Origin of the sequence: Streptomyces sp. NPDC087844, from assembly GCF_044742785.1 — a bacterium.
Taxonomy (GTDB): Bacteria; Actinomycetota; Actinomycetes; order Streptomycetales; family Streptomycetaceae; genus Streptomyces.
In genome coordinates, this window is the sequence record NZ_JBIUVD010000032.1 from 51,165 (window position 1) to 71,570 (window position 20,406).

Annotated in this window: 18 protein-coding genes; 14 read left to right on the forward strand and 4 right to left on the reverse strand. The window is 70.3% G+C overall.

Annotated elements, in window-relative coordinates; translation table 11 throughout:
* Positions 1-110: 110 nt before the first annotated feature.
* The 4 genes from ACIOKD_RS38960 to ACIOKD_RS38975 all read left to right on the forward strand — a co-directional run bounded on the left by ACIOKD_RS38960 (position 111) and on the right by ACIOKD_RS38975 (position 5,468).
* Complete coding sequence (locus tag ACIOKD_RS38960; protein ID WP_402093008.1) at positions 111-1,649, forward strand: sugar ABC transporter ATP-binding protein; 1,539 nt, start codon at positions 111-113, stop codon at positions 1,647-1,649.
* Positions 1,646-2,746, forward strand: a complete 1,101-nt coding sequence (locus ACIOKD_RS38965) for an ABC transporter permease (RefSeq protein WP_402093009.1) — start codon at positions 1,646-1,648, stop codon at positions 2,744-2,746. The genes ACIOKD_RS38960 and ACIOKD_RS38965 overlap by 4 nt, the downstream gene beginning before the upstream one ends.
* Positions 2,746-3,768 carry a galactofuranose ABC transporter, permease protein YjfF gene (gene yjfF, locus ACIOKD_RS38970; RefSeq protein WP_402093010.1) on the forward strand — a complete coding sequence of 341 codons (1,023 nt, stop codon included), beginning with the start codon at positions 2,746-2,748 and terminating at the stop codon, positions 3,766-3,768. The genes ACIOKD_RS38965 and yjfF overlap by 1 nt, the downstream gene beginning before the upstream one ends.
* 254 nt (positions 3,769-4,022) lie before the next feature.
* Complete coding sequence (locus ACIOKD_RS38975) at positions 4,023-5,468, forward strand: family 43 glycosylhydrolase (RefSeq protein ID WP_402093011.1); 1,446 nt, start codon at positions 4,023-4,025, stop codon at positions 5,466-5,468.
* A gap of 16 nt (positions 5,469-5,484) precedes the next feature.
* Here ACIOKD_RS38975 and ACIOKD_RS38980 read toward each other — a convergent pair whose 3' ends face one another.
* Positions 5,485-6,405, reverse strand: a complete 921-nt coding sequence (locus ACIOKD_RS38980) for an EamA family transporter (RefSeq protein WP_402093014.1) — start codon at positions 6,403-6,405, stop codon at positions 5,485-5,487.
* A gap of 68 nt (positions 6,406-6,473) precedes the next feature.
* On the opposite strand from ACIOKD_RS38980, the gene ACIOKD_RS38985 reads away from it, so the two are divergent.
* Positions 6,474-7,328 carry a LysR family transcriptional regulator gene (locus tag ACIOKD_RS38985; protein ID WP_402093015.1) on the forward strand — a complete coding sequence of 285 codons (855 nt, stop codon included), beginning with the start codon at positions 6,474-6,476 and terminating at the stop codon, positions 7,326-7,328.
* Positions 7,329-7,359: 31 nt separating this feature from the next.
* Here ACIOKD_RS38985 and ACIOKD_RS38990 read toward each other — a convergent pair whose 3' ends face one another.
* Together ACIOKD_RS38990 and ACIOKD_RS38995 are read right to left on the reverse strand one after the other, a co-directional pair.
* Complete coding sequence (locus ACIOKD_RS38990) at positions 7,360-8,796, reverse strand: sensor histidine kinase (RefSeq protein ID WP_402093016.1); 1,437 nt, start codon at positions 8,794-8,796, stop codon at positions 7,360-7,362.
* Positions 8,793-9,521: a response regulator transcription factor gene (locus ACIOKD_RS38995; RefSeq protein ID WP_402093018.1), complete on the reverse strand. Its 729-nt coding sequence runs from the start codon at positions 9,519-9,521 to the stop codon at positions 8,793-8,795. The genes ACIOKD_RS38990 and ACIOKD_RS38995 overlap by 4 nt, the downstream gene beginning before the upstream one ends.
* A gap of 246 nt (positions 9,522-9,767) precedes the next feature.
* On the opposite strand from ACIOKD_RS38995, the gene ACIOKD_RS39000 reads away from it, so the two are divergent.
* The 9 genes from ACIOKD_RS39000 to ACIOKD_RS39040 all read left to right on the forward strand — a co-directional run bounded on the left by ACIOKD_RS39000 (position 9,768) and on the right by ACIOKD_RS39040 (position 18,846).
* Positions 9,768-11,054 carry a ferric reductase-like transmembrane domain-containing protein gene (locus tag ACIOKD_RS39000; RefSeq protein WP_402093042.1) on the forward strand — a complete coding sequence of 429 codons (1,287 nt, stop codon included), beginning with the start codon at positions 9,768-9,770 and terminating at the stop codon, positions 11,052-11,054.
* A 51-nt stretch (positions 11,055-11,105) separates the two neighbouring features.
* Complete coding sequence (locus ACIOKD_RS39005) at positions 11,106-11,813, forward strand: FMN-binding protein (RefSeq protein WP_402093020.1); 708 nt, start codon at positions 11,106-11,108, stop codon at positions 11,811-11,813.
* A gap of 56 nt (positions 11,814-11,869) precedes the next feature.
* Positions 11,870-12,607: an FAD:protein FMN transferase gene (locus ACIOKD_RS39010; RefSeq protein WP_402093043.1), complete on the forward strand. Its 738-nt coding sequence runs from the start codon at positions 11,870-11,872 to the stop codon at positions 12,605-12,607.
* Positions 12,608-12,974: 367 nt separating this feature from the next.
* Positions 12,975-13,625, forward strand: coding sequence for a GntR family transcriptional regulator (locus ACIOKD_RS39015; RefSeq protein ID WP_402093021.1), 651 nt, complete (start codon positions 12,975-12,977; stop codon positions 13,623-13,625).
* Positions 13,626-13,688: 63 nt separating this feature from the next.
* Entirely contained in the window at positions 13,689-14,438 is a 750-nt protein-coding gene (locus ACIOKD_RS39020; RefSeq protein WP_402093022.1) for a PIG-L deacetylase family protein, read from the forward strand.
* The gene (locus tag ACIOKD_RS39025) at positions 14,435-15,163 is read left to right on the forward strand and encodes a 4-carboxy-4-hydroxy-2-oxoadipate aldolase/oxaloacetate decarboxylase (RefSeq protein ID WP_402093023.1); all 729 of its coding nucleotides are present in this window, start codon (positions 14,435-14,437) and stop codon (positions 15,161-15,163) included. The genes ACIOKD_RS39020 and ACIOKD_RS39025 overlap by 4 nt, the downstream gene beginning before the upstream one ends.
* 62 nt (positions 15,164-15,225) lie before the next feature.
* Positions 15,226-16,281 carry a 4-oxalomesaconate tautomerase gene (locus ACIOKD_RS39030; RefSeq protein ID WP_402093045.1) on the forward strand — a complete coding sequence of 352 codons (1,056 nt, stop codon included), beginning with the start codon at positions 15,226-15,228 and terminating at the stop codon, positions 16,279-16,281.
* A gap of 95 nt (positions 16,282-16,376) precedes the next feature.
* Positions 16,377-17,390 carry a catechol 2,3-dioxygenase gene (locus ACIOKD_RS39035; protein ID WP_402093024.1) on the forward strand — a complete coding sequence of 338 codons (1,014 nt, stop codon included), beginning with the start codon at positions 16,377-16,379 and terminating at the stop codon, positions 17,388-17,390.
* Between the two features lie 121 nt (positions 17,391-17,511).
* Positions 17,512-18,846 (forward strand): MFS transporter, encoded by a 1,335-nt coding sequence (locus ACIOKD_RS39040; RefSeq protein ID WP_402093025.1) that lies wholly within the window; start codon positions 17,512-17,514, stop codon positions 18,844-18,846.
* Positions 18,847-18,876: 30 nt separating this feature from the next.
* Here the strand turns inward: ACIOKD_RS39040 and ACIOKD_RS39045 are convergent, their stop codons facing one another.
* On the reverse strand, positions 18,877-20,361 hold the full coding sequence (locus ACIOKD_RS39045; RefSeq protein ID WP_402093026.1) for an FGGY-family carbohydrate kinase: 1,485 nt from the start codon (positions 20,359-20,361) through the stop codon (positions 18,877-18,879).
* Between the last annotated feature and the right edge of the window lie 45 nt (positions 20,362-20,406).

Genomic DNA, 20,406 nt, shown 5'->3' on the forward strand with positions numbered 1-20,406 from the left:
ACCTACCGCCAGGGAGCCTCCGTCCGAGGGGGCTCCCTGCGGGCCTGAACGAACATCCGGACCTGAACGACCATCCGGGTCCGAAACGAATATCCATGAGGAGCGCTGCCATGGCAGAGCCGCTGCCCGTCCTGGAGATGACGGGCATAGTCAAAGAGTTTCCGGGGGTACGGGCTCTGTCGGGTGTCGACTTCCGGCTCTTCCCCGGCGAGATCCACGCCCTGCTCGGCGAGAACGGCGCCGGCAAGTCCACCCTCATCAAGGTGCTGACCGGGGTCTACTCCCTGGACGGCGGCACCGTCACCCTGAACGGCACGTCCGTACGGTTCCACAGCCCGTCACAGGCCCAGCAGGCCGGGATCAGCACGGTCTACCAGGAGGTCAACCTCTGCCCCAACCTGTCGGTGGCGGAGAACATCTTCATCGGGCGCGAACCCACCCGCTTCGGCCGCATCCAGTGGAAGCGGCTGCGCCGCGAGGCAGCCGAGCTGGTCGACCGGCTCGGCCTCGACATCGACGTCGAGGCCCCGCTGTCCTCGTACCCGCTGGCCGTGCAGCAACTGGTCGCGATCGTGCGGGCGGTGGGGACCGGTGACAGCGACGGCTCGGGGTCGGGCACCAAGGTGCTGATCCTCGACGAGCCGACCTCCAGCCTCGACCGCGACGAAGTGCTCGAACTCTTCGCCCTGATGCGGCGGTTGAAGGGCGACGGCGTGGCGATCCTGTTCGTCTCGCACTTCCTCGACCAGATCTACGAGGTCTGCGACCGGATGACGGTCCTGCGCAACGGCACCCTCGTCGGCGAGCACATGGTCCGCGACCTCGACCAGGTCGGCCTCGTCCAGCTGATGATCGGCAAGGCCCTGGACCAGCTGGAGGAGCTGCACGACCACCAACTCCACGCCGATGTGGGGGAGTCGTTGCTCAAGGCCGACGGCGTCGGCCGGACCGGCGGCATCGCCCCCTTCGACCTGGAGATCAAGAAGGGCGAGGTCGTCGGACTCGCCGGACTGCTCGGCTCGGGCCGCACCGAACTGGCCCGGCTGCTCTTCGGCGCCGACCAGCCGGACACCGGCAAGGTGACCATCGGCGGCAAGCAGGTCTCGATGAGCGCCCCGAACGACGCCATCGCCGCGGGCGTCGCGTTCTGCTCGGAGAACCGCAAGACCGAAGGCCTCGTACCCGACCTGACGGTGCGGGAGAACATCATCCTCGCGCTGCAGGCCACCCGCGGCTGGACCCGGCCCATCCCGGTCGCCCAGCGCGACGAACTCGTCGCCAAGTACATCAAGGCGCTGGACATCCGGCCGGCCAACCCCGAGGCCAGGGTGGGTCAACTCAGCGGCGGCAACCAGCAGAAGGTCCTGCTCGCCCGCTGGCTGATCACGAGGCCGAAGCTGCTGATCCTGGACGAGCCGACGCGCGGCATCGACGTGGGCGCGAAGGCGGAGATCCAGAAACTGGTGGTCTCCCTCTCCGAGGAAGGCATGGCCGTGCTGTACATCGCGGCCGAACTGGAGGAGGTCCTGCGGCTCAGCCACACCATCGGCGTGCTGCGCGACCGCAAGCTCGTGGCCCAGCTGGCCAACGGGCCCGAGATCACCCCCACCCGGATCCTGGAGACCATCGCGAGCGGAGAGCACCAGTGACCACCACTCCCCGATGGCGGCAGCTGACCCGTCATCACCTGTTCTGGCCGGTCGCCGTGCTGGTCATCCTGCTGCTCGTCAACGTTCCCTTCACACCCGACTTCTTCTCGATCAAGATGACCGACGGCCACCTCTACGGCAGTCTCGTCTCGATCGTGCTGTTCGGTTCGCCCCTCATCCTGGTCGCCGTCGGCATGACGCTGGTCATCGCCACCGGGGGCATCGACCTGTCCGTCGGCGCGGTGGTCGCCATCACCGGCGCCCTGACCTGTTCGTACATCAGTGACCAGGCCGACCAGGAGGCACTCTCCGGAGTGCTGCTCGCGATGGGCATCGGCCTGGTGGCCGCGGTCGTCTGCGGCCTCTGGAACGGCTTCCTGGTCGCCAGGATGGGCATCCAGCCGATCATCGCCACGCTGATCATCATGGTCGCCGGCCGCGGTGTCGCCCAGCTCATCACCGACGGGCAGATCATCACCGTCAACAGCGAGCCGTACAAACTGATCGGCGGCGGCTACTGGCTGACGCTGCCCTTCTCCATCTTCGTGGTGGCCGCCGTGGTCGCCGTCACCGTGGCGCTGACCCGCCGCACGGCGCTGGGCCTGCTCGTCGAGTCGGTCGGCGGCAACGCCGAGGCCAGCCGCCTGGTCGGCATCCGCTCCCGCCGCATCAAGATCATGGTGTACGTGTTCTGCGCGCTGTGCGCCGGGATCGCGGGCCTGATGATCAGCTCCAACACCTCGGCCGCGGACGGCAACAACGCCGGTCTGTGGATCGAACTGGACGCGATCCTCGCCGTGGTCATCGGCGGTACGTCGCTGCTGGGCGGCCGGTTCTCCATCGGCGGCACGGTCGTCGGCGCGCTCGTCATCCAGACCCTCACCACCACGATCTACACCATCGGTGTGCCCACCCAGACCAATCTGGTCTTCAAGGCCGCCGTCGTCATCGTCGTCTGCCTGATGCAGTCCCCGAAGTTCCGCGCCAAGGTGTTCGGCGGCGGTCGCTTCGGCGGCAAGGGGGACGCCAAGCAGGCCGCGGTCCCGGCGGACGCAGCCGCGACGCCCGAGACCGTACGCAAGATGGAGGTGTCGTGATGACCACGACCACCCGGAAGCCGGCGGCGCCGGACACCCGTGCGCCGGGCAGAGCCGCACGCGTCCTCGCCGACCGGCGCCTGCCCGTCCTGGTGACGGCCGGGCTCTTCCTCGTGATGTACGCCATCGGCCTCGGCCGGTACCAGAACTACGGGTTCGCCGAGACGCAGGTGTTCCTGAACCTGTTCATCGACAACAGCTACCTGCTGGTCGCGGCCGTCGGTGCCACCTTCGTGATCCTCTCCGGCGGCATCGACCTCTCCGTCGGCTCGGTCATCGGCTTCACCACCATGTTCACGGCATGGCTGGTGGAGCGTCAGGGCCTGCCGCTGGTGATCGTCATCCCCATGGCCCTGGCCGTCGGAGCCTTCGGCGGCTACCTGATGGGCTATGTGATCCAGAACTTCGAGATCCAGCCCTTCATCGTGACCCTCGCGGGCCTGTTCCTCTTCCGCGGCCTGTGCCTGGTCATCAGCAAGGAGTCGATCTCGATCGGCGACTCCTCGGTGAGCAGCATGGCCCAGGCCCAGGTGTCCCTGGGGGGCGGGTTCCTCTCGATCGGGGCCATCGTCTCGCTGGTGGTACTGGCCGCGGCCTTCTACGTCCTGCACTACACGCGCTTCGGCCGACGGGTGTACGCCATCGGAGGCAACGAGCAGTCCGCGCTGCTGATGGGGCTTCCGCAGGGCGGTACGAAGATCGCGGTGTACACGATGAGCGGGTTCTGCTCCGCGCTGGCCGGGCTGCTGTTCACGCTGTACATCCAGTCCGGGGATCCGCTGCACGCCACGGGCCTCGAACTGGACGCGATCGCGGCGGTCGTCATCGGCGGCACCTTGTTGACCGGCGGGTCCGGGTATGTGGTGGGCACGTTGTTCGGTGTCCTGGTGCTCGGTCTGATCAAGAGCCTGATCCAGTTCGAGGGCACGTTGAGTTCGTGGTGGACGAAGATCGCGACGGGTGTGCTGTTGTGCGCGTTCATCCTGATCCAACGGACGATGACGTCCCGTCGTAAGACATAAGACATAAGACATAAGACGTAAGACGTAAGGGGGTTGGCCGCGCAGTTCCCCGCGCCCCTTCGGGGGCGCGGGGAACTGCGCGAACGGGGGTTCGGGGGCGGAAACCAATCGCGTCGGAACCGTTGACGTGTACAGGTCGCCTGCTTATCTTCTGGTCGAAGTTACGCACGCCGTACGGTATTTCGAACAGTCGTCCACTCGAAGAGCACCCACGTGAGCCCAGCATGTGAGCGAACCCACCCGGGAGGAACACCGTGAGACGCACGATCGCATGGGTGGTGACGGCCCTGTTCGTCATCCTGGCCGCGCCGGCCTCCGGCGTCGCCGAGGCCGCCGCACCCGCCTCGCCTGCCGTCACCTACACCAACCCCGTCGCCGAGCAGCGGGCCGACCCGCACATCGTCAAGCACACCGACGGCTACTACTACTTCACCGCGACCGTGCCCGCGTACGACAGGATCGTGATGCGGCGGGCCACCACCCTCCAGGGGCTGTCCACGGCCGCCGAGACGACGATCTGGACCAAGCACGCCAGTGGTGACATGGGCGCGCACATCTGGGCACCGGAGATCCACTACATCGGCGGCAAGTGGTACGTCTACTTCGCCGCCGGTTCCACCAGTGACATCTGGAAGATCCGGCCGTACGTCCTGGAGACCGGCGCGGCCAATCCGCTGACCGGGACCTGGACCGAGAAGGGCCGTATCGCCCTCCCGCTCGACACCTTCTCGCTGGACGCGACGACCTTCACCGTCGGCGCCACCCGCTATCTGAGCTGGGCGCAGAACGACCCGGCGGTCGGCGACGGCACCAACATCTATCTGGCCAAGCTGTCCGACCCCTGGACCGTCAGCGGCAGCCCGGTCATGATCTCCCGGCCCACCAACGCCTGGGAGAAGGTCGGCCACACGGTCAACGAGGGCCCCGCGGTCATCCAGCGCGGCGGCAAGGTCTTCATGACCTTCTCGGCGAGCGCCACCGACAGCAACTACTGCCTCGGCCTGCTGACCGCGTCCGCCTCCGCCGACCTGATGAACGCGGCGTCCTGGGCCAAGACGCCCACCCCGGTCTTCACCAGCAACGCGGCCACCGGCCAGTACGGACCGGGCCACAACACCTTCACCACGTCCGAGGACGGCAAGTCCGACATCCTCGTCTACCACGACCGCAACTACAAGGACATCAGCGGCGACCCGCTCAACGACCCCAACCGGCGCACCCGTTACCAGAAGCTGTACTGGAACGCCGACGGCACCCCGAACTTCGGCATCCCGGTGGCAGACGGCGTCACCCCGGTCCGCTTCTCCTCGTACAACTTCCCCGACCGGTACGTCCGGCACTGGGAGTACCGGGCGAAGATCGAGCCGAACGTCACCAACCTCGCCGACTCGCAGTTCCGTGTGGTGACCGGCCTGGCCGGCACCGGGACCGTCTCGCTCGAATCGGCGAACTTCCCCGGTTACTACCTCCGCCACCGCGCCAACGGCGAGGTGTGGGTGGACAAGAGCGACGGGAGTACGGCGTTCAAGGGCGACGCGAGCTTCTACCGGCGGGCCGGCCTGGCCGACGCGTCCGCGGGCGTCTCCTTCGAGTCGTACAACGTGGCGGGCAGTTACCTCCGGCACTACGAGTACCTGCTCGTCACGCAGCCGGCCGACACGACGGCGGCCAAGGCGGACGCGACGTTCTACGCCGAGTAGGCGGCGTCCGCCCGGTTCAGCGCCGGGCCGTGAGGATGCTGAGCGCGTTGGCGGCGACGACCGCGCCGACGGCGGCCCACTCCACGGGGCCCAGGCTCTGGCCCAGGACGATCCAGCCGACCAGACCCGCCAGTACCGGGTTGACACTCATGAAGAGGCCGAAGGCAGCGGCGGGGACGCGGCGCAGGGTGAACATGTCCGCCAGGTACGGCACCGCGGAGGCGAGCACGCCCGCCGCGACGGCGTACCCCAGAGCCGTGGGTGTCGGCGGGTTCCGGAGTGCCAGGACGACACCGACCGGCAGGAACATCAACGCGGAGACGGCCGCCGCGGCGGCGGAGCCCTGCGCTCCGGGGACGCGGCGGCCCACCGTGCGGTTGAGCAGGATGTAGGAGGCCCAGCAGACCGCGGCGAGCAGACCGAGGCCCATGCCGAGGTAGTCCGCCGACGGCTGGGGGCGCATCAGGGTGACGACGCCCGCCGCGGCGACCAGCGCGCAGCAGGCGTCGATCCGCCGGCGCGCGGCGGACAGCGCGATGGCGAGCGGGCCGAGGAACTCCAGGGTCACCGCAAGACCGAGCCCGATGCGGTCGATGGCGGTGTAGAGGGACAGGTTCATCGTCCCGAACACCAGGGCCAGCAGCAGGACCGGCCACCACTGGTGCCTGGTGAACGAGCGCAGCGGGGGCCTGGCGACCGCGAACAGGGCGATCGCGGCCACGTACTGGCGTACCGCGACGACACCGAGGGGGCCGAGGACGGGGAAGGCCAGCGAACCGATCGCCGCGCCGGTCTGGTTGGACAGACCGCTGCCGAGCAGCGTGCACAGAGCCGCCAGGCGCCCGCCCCCGGGCGCCGGAGTCGTGGGCGCCGCGGGCAGGTGCCGCATGGACGTCGGCGAGGGCGACGTCGGTGAGGGCGCGGAGGCTGCGTGCATGCTCCGATGCTGCGCCGGTCGCGGGCATGCGCAAAATGCATCGATGGGTCCATCTATACGCTTGGGTCATGGATGTGGAACTGCGGCAGTTGCGCTGTCTCGTCGCGATCGTCGACGAGGGCGGCTTCACCGACGCGGCCATCGCCCTCGGTGTCTCCCAGGCAGCGGTGTCCCGCACCCTGGCGTCGCTCGAACGCGCCCTGGAAGTGCGGCTGTTGCGGCGTACCTCCAGGGAGGTGACTCCGACGGCGACGGGCCTGCGCGTGGTGGCGCACGCCCGGCGGGTGCTCGGCGAGGTGGAGGGCCTGGTCCGGGAGGCCGCCTCCGGCCAGTCCTCCCTGCGGATCGGTTACGCCTGGTCGGCGCTCGGCCGCCACACGCTGGCCTTCCAGCGCGCCTGGGCCGGCGCGCACCCCGCGACGGAACTGGAGCTGGTCCGCGCCAACTCCGCGACCGCCGGGCTGGCCGAGGGCACCTGTGACCTGAGCGTCGTACGACGGCCGTTGGACGAGCGCCGCTTCGACTCGGTCATCGTCGGCCTGGAACGGCGGCTGTGCGCCATGGCCGCCGACGATCCGATGGCCCGGCGCCGTTCGGTCCGGCTGGCCGACCTCGCCGGACGCACCCTGCTGGTCGACCGGCGGACCGGGACCACCACGACGGAGCTGTGGCCGCCGGACGCCCGCCCGGAGACCAGGGAGTCCCACGACATCGACGACTGGCTGACCACCATCTCCACGGGCCGGTGTGTGGGGATGACCGCCGAGTCGACCGCGCACCAGTATCCGCGGCCGGGGGTCGTGTACCGGCCGGTGCGGGACGCCGAGCCGATCGCCGTTCGGCTCGCCTGGTGGCGGGACGACCCGCATCCCGCGGCGGCGGCTGTGACCGAGCTGCTTTCGGGGCTGTACCGCGAGGGGTGACGGCAACTCCGCCGGAGCGCGACAGGTCCCCTCAGCTCCCGTCCGCCAAGGGGATCCTCATGGTGAACGTCGTCGTGCCCGGAGCGGAGGTCAGTTCGATGGTGCCGCCGTGGGCCCGGACCAGGGAGTGGGCCACCGCGAGGCCCAGGCCGCTGCCGCCGCGGTCCCGGCTGCGGGCCTTGTCGATACGGAAGAAGCGGTCGAAGACACGCTCCTGGTCGGCGGCCGGGATGCCGGGACCGGAGTCGGTGACCCGGACGACGGCCGCGCCGGCCGCGACGGAGACCTCCACCAGGACCTCGGTACCGGCGGGGGTGTGCACGGCGGCGTTGGTGAGGAGGTTGTCGAGGACCTGTCGGACGCGCAGGACGTCGAGCCGCAGCCGCACCGGGCCGGAACCGGCCGTCACGGTCAGCGGATGGTCGGGGTGGCCGGCGCGGAAGGCGTCCGCGGCCTGCCGTACCAGTTCCGCGAGGTCGGCGTCCTCCAGCCGCAGCGGCGCCTCCACCTCGGCGGCGTCCAGGCGGGCGAGCAGCAGCAGGTCGTCCAGGAGCACACCCATCCGGGCGGCCTCGGCGCGCAGCCGGGCCAGGTGCCTGTCCCGCTCGCCGGGCTCGTTGGCCGCCGCGTACTGGAAGAGGTCCGCGTAACCGCGTACCGACATCAGGGGCGTACGCAGCTCGTGCGAGGCGTCCGCGACGAAGCGGCGCAGCCGCTGCTCGGCCTCCGTGCGGACGGCCAGCGAGTCGTCGATGTGCTCCAGCATGGTGTTGAAGGCGGTGCGCAGCTCCTCGACCTCCGGGCCGCCGTTGCCGCGGTCGGCGCGGACCGGCAGCCGGGCCGAGTCGGTGAAGTCGTGCGAGGTGATGCCGCGGGCGGTGTGCGCCATGTCGCTGAGCGGCTGCAGGCCCCGGCGCAGCACCGCGCGCCCGAACACCACGAGGCCGAGCAGCGCGAGGGCGAACGCGACGACCTGGACCGTGACCAGCTGGTCCATGGTGTCCTCGATGTCCTCCAGCGGCGCCGCGGTGACCAGGACGACGTCGTCGCCGATCTTGCAGGCGCGCAGCCGGTACGCGCCCTCGTCCTCGATACGCGTGGTGTGGGACATCTCCGTCCCCCCGGTCCGGGCCAGCGACTCGGCGAAGGAGGTGAGCTCGACGGTGTCCTTCGGCACGTCACTGGGCTTGCGCAGCACGGCCGAGTCGCCCGAGACGTCGTACACCGCGGTGTACCAGCCGTAGTACGGCCGGCGCTCCACCGTGCCGTGGGCCTGGGCGTCCTTGGACTGGGTGGTCTGGACGAGCTTCATCTGGTCGTTGAGCTGGCGCTCCAGGTAGTCCCGCATGTACGTGGACAGCGCGGTGCCGACCACGGCGAAGACGACCAGCGAGAGCACGCCCATGCCGAGCGCGAGCCGGGTGCCGAGGCGGAGCCTGGGGTAGGTGTCGCGGAGGCGGCCGATCACTCGGAGGCCTGCCGGACGACGTATCCGACGCCCCGTACAGTGTGGATCAGTTGCGGCTCGTCGTCCTTGTCGTCGTCGTCGGTCGCGTCGGTGTCGGTGTCGCCGTCGAGTTTGCGGCGCAGACGGCTGATGACCAGCTCCACCACGTTCGAGCGGCCGCCGAAGCCGTACTCCCACACGTGGTCGAGGATCTGGGCCTTGGTCAGTACCGTCGGCGACTTGCGCATCAGGTAGCGGAGCACCTCGTACTCGGTCGGGGTGAGCGTCAGCAGCCGCCGGCCCCGGCGTACCTCGCGGGTGTCCTCGTCCATCGTGAGGTCCCCGACGCTCAGCACGGACCGCTGGAAGGCGGGTCCCGCGCTGCGGCGCAGCACGGTCCGCAGCCGGGCCATGAGTTCCTCCACCGCGAACGGTTTGACGAGATAGTCGTCACCGCCCCTGGTGAGGCCCGCGACCCGGTCCGCCACTCCGTCCCGGGCGGTCAGGAAGACGACGGGCACCATCGTCCCGGACAGGCGCAGGCGGTCCAGGACGGCGAAGCCGTCGAGCCCCGGCAGCATCAGGTCGAGCACCACGATGTCCGGGTGGAACTCCGCGGCGCGTTGCAGTGCCTCCTCGCCGGAGTTCGCGGTGACCGCCTCCCAGCCCTCGTAGCGGGCGACCGTCGCGACCAGGTCGGCGATGGGCGGGTCGTCGTCCACGACGAGAAGTCGTACTTTTTCCACGTGCCCATAGTGCTTCACGTGGCCGAATGCGCCATAGCCGAGGACGCTCCGGGACCAGATCGATAGACAGTTGAAAGTTCATCGACAGGAGAACGACAGGGTTGCCGAGGCAGGCTCGGAGTCCAAGGACCCGAATGAGGGATCCAGGGCCCGATGCAAGGGTCCGAGGACCCGATCAAGGAGTTGCCGTCCGTGACGACTGTCCAGACGACCGTTCCGCCGCCGACCGCGGCGGTACGTCCCAAGATGGTGGCCCGCGCCGGCCTGTACGGCGTGCTGGCCCTGAACGTGGTCGTGGTGACCGTGTTCTTCATCCAGGCCGGGTTCGCCTCGAACGCCCTCATCGTGCTGGGCAGACTCGCCGGGCTGTACGGCGCGCTCCTGATGGCCTTCCAGCTGCTGCTGGTCGCCCGGCTGCCGTGGTTCGACCGCCGTATCGGCATGGACCGGCTGACCTCCTGGCACCGCTGGGTCGGCTTCGGCCTGCTCTGCACGCTGCTCGGGCACGCCGTGTTCATCACCTTCGGCTACGCACAGTCGTCCTCGATGGGCCCGGTGGACCAGCTGGTGGACCTCGGGCAGACCGTCGAAGGCGTGTTCCGCGCGATCGTCGCGCTCGGCCTGATCCTCGTGATCGGCGGAGTCTCGGCCCGCTTCGCCCGCCGTCGGCTCGCGTACGAGACCTGGCACTTCATCCACCTGTACACGTACGTCGCGGTGGTGCTGGCGTTCACGCACCAGGTCGCGGCGGGGACGACGTTCACCTCGTCGTCCGCCGCCACGACGTACTGGTACGTGCTGTGGGGCGTGGCGCTCGGCGCGGTGCTCCTGGGCCGGGTCGTCCTGCCGCTGTGGCGGAATCTCCGCCACCAGCTGCGGGTCTCCGCCGTGGTGCCCGAGTCCGACAACGTCGTGTCCGTCTACATCACGGGACGCGACCTCGACCGGCTGCCGGCCCGCGCCGGTCAGTTCTTCCTGTGGCGGTTCCTCACCAGGGACCGTTGGTGGCAGGCCAACCCGTTCTCCCTGTCGGCGGCCCCCGACGGCCGCTCACTGCGGCTCACCGCCAAGGCGGCCGGTGACGGCACCGCCGCCCTCAGGCACCTCAAGGTGGGCACACGGGTCTTCGCCGAGGGGCCGTACGGCGCCTTCACCGCGATGCACCGCACCCGCTCCGAGGCCGTACTCATCGCCGGGGGCGTCGGCGTCACCCCGATCCGGGCCCTGCTGGAGGAACTGCACGGGCACGCGGTGGTCATCTACCGGGTGGGCTCGGACCGGGACGCGGTGCTCTACGAGGAGCTGCGCGAACTCGCCCACGCCAAGGGTGCCGAGCTGCACCTGGTGTCCGGGCCGGTCAGCCCCGACAAGCTGGCACCGCACGAGCTCGCGCGGCTCGTGCCGGACATCAACGACCGGGACGTCTTCCTGTGCGGGCCGCCTCCGATGATGAACGCGGTGCTCGGCAGCCTGCGCGAGCTGGGCGTCCCCAAGCCGCAGATCCATTTCGAGCGCTTCAGCCTGGCGGGCTGAGGGACATCGTGCGCGGGCTGAGAGACATCTGAGCGGGATGAGAGAGACAACGTGAAGCGAGCAATACCTGTCCTGGTCCTGAGCGTCGCGGGCCTGATCCCGGTGTGGCGCTACGCCCCCTCGGACGGCACGACGACGACCACCGAGGCCTCGGCACCCGCCTCGACGCCTTCCACGTCCTCCTCCGGGGACGGCTCGTCCCAGGTGGTCAAGGGCACGACCGTGGACACCGAGAAGGGGCCGGTGCAGGTCGAGGTCACCTACGACGGCGACGAGATCACCGCAGTGAAGCTGCTCCAGCAGCCGAACCATCCGCAGACCGAGGCGGCCGTGCCGAAACTCGTCGCGGAGACGTTGGAGGCGCAGAGCGCCGACGTCGACACGGTGTCCGGCGCGACGATCACCAGCGACGGTTACCGGGAGTCGCTGCAGGCGGCCATCGACGCGCGGGCCGAGTCCGCCTCGGCCTCCTCCTCCTCGCCGTCCGCGTCGGCCGCCGCGTCCCAGGTGGTGGCGGGGTCCGCGGTGAACACCGAGAAGGGCACCGTCCAGGTCGAGGTCACCTTCGACGGCGACGCCATCGGTTCGGTACGCATGCTCCAGCAGCCGAACCATCCGCAGACCGAGGCCGCCGTACCCAAGCTCATCGCGGAGACGTTGGAGGCGCAGAGCGCCGACGTCGACGCGGTGTCCGGGGCGACGATCACGAGCGAGGGGTACGTCGAGTCGCTGCAGGCGGCGCTCGACGCGAAGGGCTGATGACGGCGATGTCCACGACCCACGGTGCGGGTGCGGGTGCGGGCGCGGTCGACGCGGTGCATCGCGTCGAGCAGATCATGGGGCTGCCGATCTCCCTGCGGATCGAGGACGGGGGTACCGGGCGGGAGGCTGCCGGGGCCGCGGACCAGGTGTTCGCCTGGCTGCGTGAGGTCGACGCGCGGTTCAGCCCCTTTCTGCCCGACAGCGAGGTGTCCCGGTTGGACCGGGGTGAGCTGGCGGACGACGAGCTGAGCCCGGATCTGGTCGAGGTCCTCGACCTGTGCGAGCGGTACCGGGTCGAGAGCGGCGGCGCGTTCCAGGTGCGGCTGCCCGGTCGAGGGCTCGATCCCTGTGCCATGGTCAAGGGCTGGGCGGTCCAGCGTGGCGCGGAGCTGCTGCGGGCGTCGGGTGTGACCACGTTCTGTCTGAACGCGGGCGGTGACGTGGTCGCGGCGGGCCGGCCGTGGCGGGTCGGGGTACGGCATCCGGAGCGGGCCGATCGGGTGTGCGCGGTGGTGGAGGTCGGCGACGGGGCGGTGGCCACCTCCGGGCGGTACGAGCGGGGGGACCACATCTTCGACGGGCGTACGGGGCGGGCGGCGACGGGGCTGCTCAGCCTGACGGTGGTGGCGTCCTCGCTGACGGAGGCGGACGCGGTGGCTACCGCGGGGTTCGCGATGGGGGTGGAGGGGGTCGACTGGGCCGCGGCACGTACGGGGTGCGAGGTGTTCGCGGTGGACGCCGGGCGGGGGGTGCTGCGTAGTCCGGGGTTCCCCACCACCTCCGCGCACTGACTGGCCGTCGGCGGCTGAAGGCGCGTCACGGCCGACCGCGCAGTTCCCGGCGCCCGCCCCTGAGAGGCGCCGCGCCGTTCCTCGCGCTGCTGGTGGGGCGCCCATCTGGTCGGGCTCGCGGTGGTGTCCTTCAGGGGAGCGGGGAACCGCGCGAGCCCTCGCCGGTCCGCAGGGAGCCGACAATCCGCCGCCGGGCGCCCCTCTCGGAGGCGAGGCGAGGCGAAGCGTGCCGTCGAAGGGCCCCCGCCGGCGGGGGCCCTTCTCCTACGTCACGGCCGGACGAGCGAGCCGCATCACGAACAAAATTGTTGACAATCTTGTTCGTCTAGATTTAGGTTCGACAGGCACTCACTCAGGGAGGGCACACATGCCGAAAGAAGCCCGTCCGAGCACCGGAGAGCAGGCCAAGCAGCACGCGCTCGCGCAGTTGCGGCAGGCCATCCTGCGAGGCGAGATGGCCCCGGCCCAACGCCTCGTGGAGAACGAACTCGCCGAGCAGTTCGATGTGACCCGGGCCAGTGTCCGGGCAGCCCTGATCGAGCTGGAGTCGGAAGGGCTGGTCGAACGCATCCGCAACCGCGGCTCACGGGTGCGGGTGGTGACCGTCGAGGAAGCGGTCGCCATCACCGAGTGCCGCATGGTCCTGGAAGGACTGTGCGCGGGCAAGGCGGCCGTCGAGGCCAGTGACGAGCAGCTGAACCAGCTGGTCGCCCTGGGCGAGGCGATGTCCAAGGCCGTCGCCGACGGTGAACCGGTGACCTACTCCGACCTCAACCACGAACTGCACCGACACATCAGGCAGTTCAGCGGCCAGCAGGTGGCCGTGGGACTGCTGGAACGGCTCAACGCGCAGTTGGTGCGCCATCGTTTCCAGCTCGCGCTGCGGCCGGGGCGCCCCCAGAAGTCCCTGAGTGAGCATCTGGCCATGATCGACGCGATCAGGGCCAGGGACCCGCAGGCGGCCGAAGAGGCCGTCCGCTCCCACCTCGCGGGTGTGATCGACGCACTGCGTGAATGACGTACTGCGTGCATGACGCCGCGGGGTGGGTCAATCGGCCTGTCCAGCAAGGAGATCGCAGGAATGACCCACGGCAACGCGCCCAACACCCCACGGTCGACGCTCGTCGTCACCGCCCACGCCGGGGACTTCGTGTGGCGGGCGGGAGGAGCCATCGCCCTCGCCGCCGCCCGTGGCGAGAAGGTCACCATCGCGTGCCTGACCTACGGCGAGCGCGGCGAGTCCGCGAAAGCCTGGCGTGCGGGCAAGTCCCTGGAGGAGATCAAGCAGATCCGCCGCGGTGAGGCCGAGGCGGCAGCCGCCGCGCTCGGTGCCGAGGTGGTCTTCTTCGACGCGGGCGACTACCCCCTGACGGTCACACCGGAACTGACCGACCGTCTGGTGGGCGCGTACCGCGAGGCCCAGCCGGACGTCGTGCTCACCCACCCGCTCGACGACCCCTACAACGGCGACCATCCCGCAGCCGCGCGCATGGCACTGGACGCGCGCGTCCTCGCGCAGGCCATCGGCTACCCGGCAGAGGGAGAGATCATCGGCGCCCCGCCGGTGTTCTTCTTCGAGCCACACCAGCCCGAGATGTGCGGCTTCAAGCCGCAGGTACTCCTCGATATCTCCGAGGTCTGGGAGACCAAGCGCAAGGCCATGGAGTGCCTGGCCGCCCAGCAGCACCTGTGGGACTACTACACGGACCTCGCCGTGCGCCGCGGTGTCCAGCTGAAGCGCAACGCCGGACCCAACCTGGGCCTGGCCCACAAGACCATGGCCGAGGCGTACATGCGCCCCTACCCGCAGATCGCCAAGGAGCTGACATGAGCGGCGTCATCGTCACCGACCCGCCGAAGGCGGAAGCGAAGGACGTCGAGGCGCTCGCCGCCTACGGAGTCGCCACCGTGCACGAGGCGATGGGCCGCACCGGCCTGCTCGGCACCCACCTGCGCCCCATCCAGCAGGACACCCGGGTCGCGGGCACCGCGGTCACGGTGCTCTCCTGGCCCGGCGACAACCTCATGATCCACGCGGCCGTCGAGCAGTGCGGCGAGGGCGACATCCTGGTCGTCACGACCACCTCGCCCTCCACCGACGGCATGTTCGGCGAACTGTTCGCCACCGCGCTGCAGCGGCGCGGAGTGCGCGGTCTGATCATCGACGCGGGCATCCGGGACACCGTCGAACTGCGCGAGATGGGCTTCCCCGCCTGGTCCGCGGCCGTCAGCCCGCAGGGCACGGTCAAGGCGACCGGCGGCAGCGTCAACGTGCCGGTGGTCGTCGGCGGCCAGGTGATCCGTCCCGGTGACGTGATCGTCGCCGACGACGACGGTGTGGTGTGCGTGCCCCGCGAGCGGGCCCGCCGGACGGCCGAGGCCTCCGAGGCCCGCGAGGCCAAGGAGGCCGGGGCCCGCGCCGCCTTCCAGGAGGGCCAGCTCGGCCTCGACCGCTACGGCCTGCGCGAGACCCTGGAGCGCCTGGGTGTCTCCTACCGGTCGTACGACGAGTACGAGCGGGAGCGCGAGGACGAGCGGGACGGAGCGGGGTCGTGACCGGCACCGCCGACCCCCGTGCGCAAGCCCCCGCGCAAGCCCGTACCGAAGAGGTGCGCTGCATGCTCATGCGCGGCGGCACCTCCAAGGGCGCCTACTTCCTCGCCGGGGACCTGCCCGCCGAACCCGCCCCGCGCGACGCCCTGTTGCTGCGGATCATGGGCAGCCCCGACCCGCGGCAGATCGACGGCCTGGGCGGTGCGCATCCACTGACCAGCAAGGTCGCGGTGGTCTCCGTGTCAGCGGATCCGGAGGCGGACGTCGACTACCTGTTCCTCCAAGTCGGCGTCGACAAGCCGGAGGTGAGTGACCGTCAGAACTGCGGGAACCTCCTCGCGGGCGTGGGCCCCTTCGCCGTGGAGCGCGGTCTGGTCGCCCCGGGCGGCGACCGCACCTCCGTACGGATCCGCATGCTGAACACCGGGGACCTGGCCGTCTCGGAGTTCCCCACTCCGGGCGGGAGCGTCGACTACTCCGGCTCGGCGGAACTCTCCGCCGAGATCTCCGGTGTACCGGGGTCGGCCGCTCCTGTGGTCATCGAGTTCCGGCCGGGAACCGGTCCGCTGCTGCCGACCGGCCACGCGCGTGACATCGTCGCCGGCACCCCGGTGACCTGTGTGGACAACGGCATGCCGACCGTACTGATCGCGGCACCCTCGCTGGGTGTCACCGGCTACGAGGAGCCCGCCGACCTGGAGGCGGACCGGCAACTCGCCGAACGGCTCCGGGAGATCAGGCTGGAAGCCGGGAAACTGATGGGGCTCGGCGACGTGGAGAACACCACCGTGCCCAAACTCAGCCTGCTCGCGCCGCCGTCGGACGGCGGCGCGGTCATGACGCGCACCTTCATACCGGTGCGCTGCCACACCTCGATCGGGGTCCTGGGCGCGGCGAGCGTCGCCGCGGGACTGCGTATCGAGGGCGGTGTCGGCGAGGGCGTGGCGAGCGTGCCGGAGCACGGGGACCGGATGCGCATCGAGCACCCCACCGGCTTCCTCGACATCGAGACGGCCCTCGCGCAATCCCTTGCTGGAGCCCTCCCGGTCGCCCGGCGCACCGCCGTCGTCCGCACCGCACGCAAGATCTTCGACGGCACGGTCTTCCCCCGGCCTGCCTGAGTCGCACAACACCTGAGTCGCACAACACCTGAGCCGCACAGCACCCCTGAGCCGCACAGCACCCCCGCGCCGCACAACACCCCTGAGGAGGCCTCATGGCCCCGCCGCTCGGCGACATCGCCCACCTCGGGCACGTCGAACTGCTCACCCCCGACCTGGACGCCAGCGTCCGGTTCTTCGTCGACTATCTCGGCCTGACCGAGAACGGCCGCTCGGCGGACGGGACCTCCGTCTACCTGCGGACCTGGGACGACTACGAGCACCACAGCCTCGTCCTGACGGCGCACGAGACATCCGGCATCCGCCGCACCGCCCTGCGCGCCTCCAGCGAGGAGGCCCTGCGACGGCGGGTCAAGGAGGCCGAGGGTGCCGGCCGCACGGGCCGCTGGGTCGAGGACGAGCCGGGCATCGGCCCGCTGTACGTCACCACCGACCCCGACGGCCACGAGATCGCCCTCTACTGGGAGAGCGAGTGGTACCAGGCACCGGACGAGCTGAAGCCAGGCCTGAAGAACCAGCCGCAGGCCAAGCCCGGGCAAGGAGTGGGCGTACGCCGCCTGGACCACGTCAACTTCCTCGCCGCGAACGTCGCGTCGAACGGCGGTTTCGTCCACGAGGTGCTCGGCGCCCGCCCGACCGAGCAGATCCAGCTCGACGACGGCAGGATCGCCGCCCAGTGGCTGACCTTCAGCAGCAAGTCGTACGACATCGTGTACACCGAGGACTGGACCGGCTCGACCGGGCGCCTGCACCACATCGCGTTCGCCACGGACACCCGTGAGGACATCCTGCGGGCCGCCGATCTCGCCCTGGACACCGGTGTGTTCATCGAGACGGGCCCGCACAAGCACGCCATCCAGCAGACGTTCTTCCTGTACGTCTACGAGCCCGGTGGCAACCGGATCGAACTGTGCAACCCGCTCACCCGTCTGGTGCTGGCCCCCGACTGGCCGCTGGTCACCTGGACGGAGAACGAGCGGAAGAAGGGCCAGGCCTGGGGCCTGAAGACCATCGAGTCCTTCCACACGCACGGCACCCCACCCCTTCCCGCTCCGTCCGTTCCTGTGATTGTTGACGAAAACGTTGACAATCCCGGAGTGAATTCTTAGCGTCAGGCGCATCACCGGGTCAGCCGTCAGTCGTCAGTCGACAGCCGTCAGTCGTACGGATCGCGCGGCCCACCTCCCGAATCCCCTCCAGGCGCCCGGCTCCTGGACGAGAGGAACAACGATGTCCCCCTCCTCTTCCTCCTTCGCGCTGTCCGCACGCGGCAGCAGAATGGCCCTGCTGGTCCTGGGCCTGTGCTGGCTGGCCGTGCTCTTCGACGGCCTCGACATGTTCATCTACGGCTCCGTGCTGCCGCACATGCTGGCCGAGAAGTCCCTCGGCATCACCCCGGACATGGCCGGCGACCTCGGCAGCTACGCCACCTTCGGCATGCTGGTCGGCGCGCTGACCGCGGGGACGATCGCCGACCGGGTGGGCCGCAAGAAGCTGATGGTCGCCTGCGTCACGCTCTTCTCACTGGCCTCCGGCCTGTGCGCCATGTCGGGCAGCGTGGCGGTCTTCGGTCTCGGCCGGACCCTCGCCGGCGTCGGCCTCGGCGGGCTGCTGCCCACCGCGATCAGCATGGTCTCCGACTACGCCCCGCGCGGCCGCGCCGCCCTCACCATCGGCATGCTGATGACCGCCCACCACGCGGGCGGCATCCTCTCCGCCTATGTGGCCCTGTGGATCGTGGAGCCCCTCGGCTGGCGCGCCGCCTTCTGGGTCTGTGTGGTCCCGCTGCTCTTCGTCCCGGCGCTCGCGAAGTTCATGCCCGAGTCGCTGAGCTTCCTCGTCGCCAAGGGCCGCACCGAGGAGGCCCGCGTACTGGCCGGCCGCTTCGAGGTCGAACTGCCCGCCGAGACCGAGAAGAAGGCCGCGGGCGAGCGCTGGAACGCCCTCGCCAACCTGTTCCGGGGCGGCGAGTGGACCCAGACCCTGCTGTACTGGCTGGCCTCCTTCGGCGGTCTGCTGCTGGTCTACGGAGTCGCCACCTGGCTGCCCACGCTGATGCGCGGCCAGGGTTACGAACTGGGCTCGGCCCTGACCTTCGTCGTCCTCTTCAACCTCGGCGGCATCGTGGGCATGCTGGTCGCCGGACGGGCCGCGGACCGCTTCGGCGCCCCGCGCATCTCGTCGGTCTGGTTCGCGCTGACCGCCGCCGGGGTGTTCCTGCTCAGCGTCCACATGCCGCTGGCGCTCACCTTCGCGGTCGTCTTCCTCACCGGTGTGTTCCTCAACAGCGCGCAGGTCATGATCTACGCGACGGTGTCGATCCGCTCCACCCCCGACAGCCGCGCCACCGCCGTCGGCTGGACCTCCGGCATGGGCCGCTTCGGCGCCGTGTTCGGGCCCTGGCTCGGCGGCCAGCTGCTCGCCGCCGGGAACGGCGACTGGGGCTTCACCGCCTTCGCGATCGCGGGCCTGTCGTCGATGGTCTTCATCGGCATCGCCGCGCTGCGCGGTGCGAAGCGGACGACGGGGAGCGACACGCCCCAGGGCCTGGTCACCGCCCACTGAGCCCACAGGGAGGGCCGCCGTGCGGGACGCTCAGCCGTGGGCGTCCCGTTGGTGCCCGGCCAGCGCGTGGGAGATGTCCCGCGTCGCCGGATACAGCTGCAGGTACAGGGCGTACAGCTCGTCGTAGCGGGCGCGCAGGAGCGGATCGGGAGCAATCCGCTCGCGCACCGGGTTCCACGTGTCGATGCGCGGGGCGCCGACCGAGGCGGCGGCCAGGAACGCGGCGCCGTAACTCGCGCCGAGCGACACGGTCCTGACCTCCTGCTCCAGGCCGGTCACCGAGGAGACGATCCCGGTCCACAGTCCGCCGCGGGTGCCGCCGCCCACGGCGACGACACGGCGGACGTCGGCTCCGGCCGCGCGCATCGCCTCGACGTTGTGCCGGACACCGAAGGCCGTCGCCTCCAGGGCGGCACGGTAGAGGTCGCCGCGGGTGTGCTCCACCGTCAGCCCGGCGATCACACCCCGTGCGTACGGATCGGCCACCGGCGTCCGCTCTCCCGCGAAGTAGGGGAGCATCAGCAGCCCCCGCGCGCCCGGTCCGGACGCCTCGGCCTCGGCGAGCAGGGTCGCGTGGTCGGGCGCTCCGGACAACTCCCGCAGCCAGTCCGTGATCACGCCGGACGTGGCCATGCCGCCCGCGAGGCTGCGGGTGCCGGGCAGGGCTCCCACGGTGCTCCACAGCTCGGGCACCAGGAGACGGTCGGCCAGGGTGTGGATCAGGAACATGGTGCTGCCGTACATGAGCATGAGGTCACCGGTGTCCTGTGCCCCGACGCTCAGCGCCTCCGACCAGGCGTCGACCGTCCCGGTGATCACGGGGAGGCCGACGGGCAGACCGGTGGCGCCCGCGGCCTCGGCCGTCACCCGCCCGGCGATGTCCCCGGGCCACAGCAGGCGGGGCAGTTCCAGCCACGGTGCGATGTGCCGCGTCCACGGTTCGTACCACTCCTGGGCGACGGAGTCGTAGAGCGGGACGGCCTGGCTCGCCGAGTGGTGGTCGAGCGTGTAGGCCCCGGTGAGCCGGCGGACCAGGTACGAGCTGGGCATGTAGAGGCGCCGGGCCCGCGCGACCGTCTCCGGCTCGTGTTCCGCCAGCCAGGCGATCTTGGGGCCCACGGCCTGGGTGGACAGCAGGGAGCCGCAGCGCCGCAGTACGGCGTCACGGCCCAACTCGGCCTCCAGGCGCGCGATCTGCTCGGTGGCTCGGGTGTCGACGCCGTACAGGATCGCCGGACGCAGCGGGGTGTCCGTCGCGTCGGTGAGCGCGACGCACGGGCCCATCCCGCTGACGCCGACCGCGGTGACGGACTCGCCGTCGGACGAGGACTTCAGCAACTCCCGGGCGAGGGAGGCGAACTCGTCCCACCACACCCGGGCGTCTGTCTCGACGTGCCCGGGGCGTGGCCGGTCGACCGTGTGCGGCCGCACGGCCGTCGCGAGGACCGTTCCGTTCTCGTCGACCAGCACGCCCTTGCTGCTGGACGTACCGATGTCGACCCCGAGCACCGTCATGGCTGCGTACCCCGCCCTCTCGTCTCTGCTCCCTCTTCGGCTGTC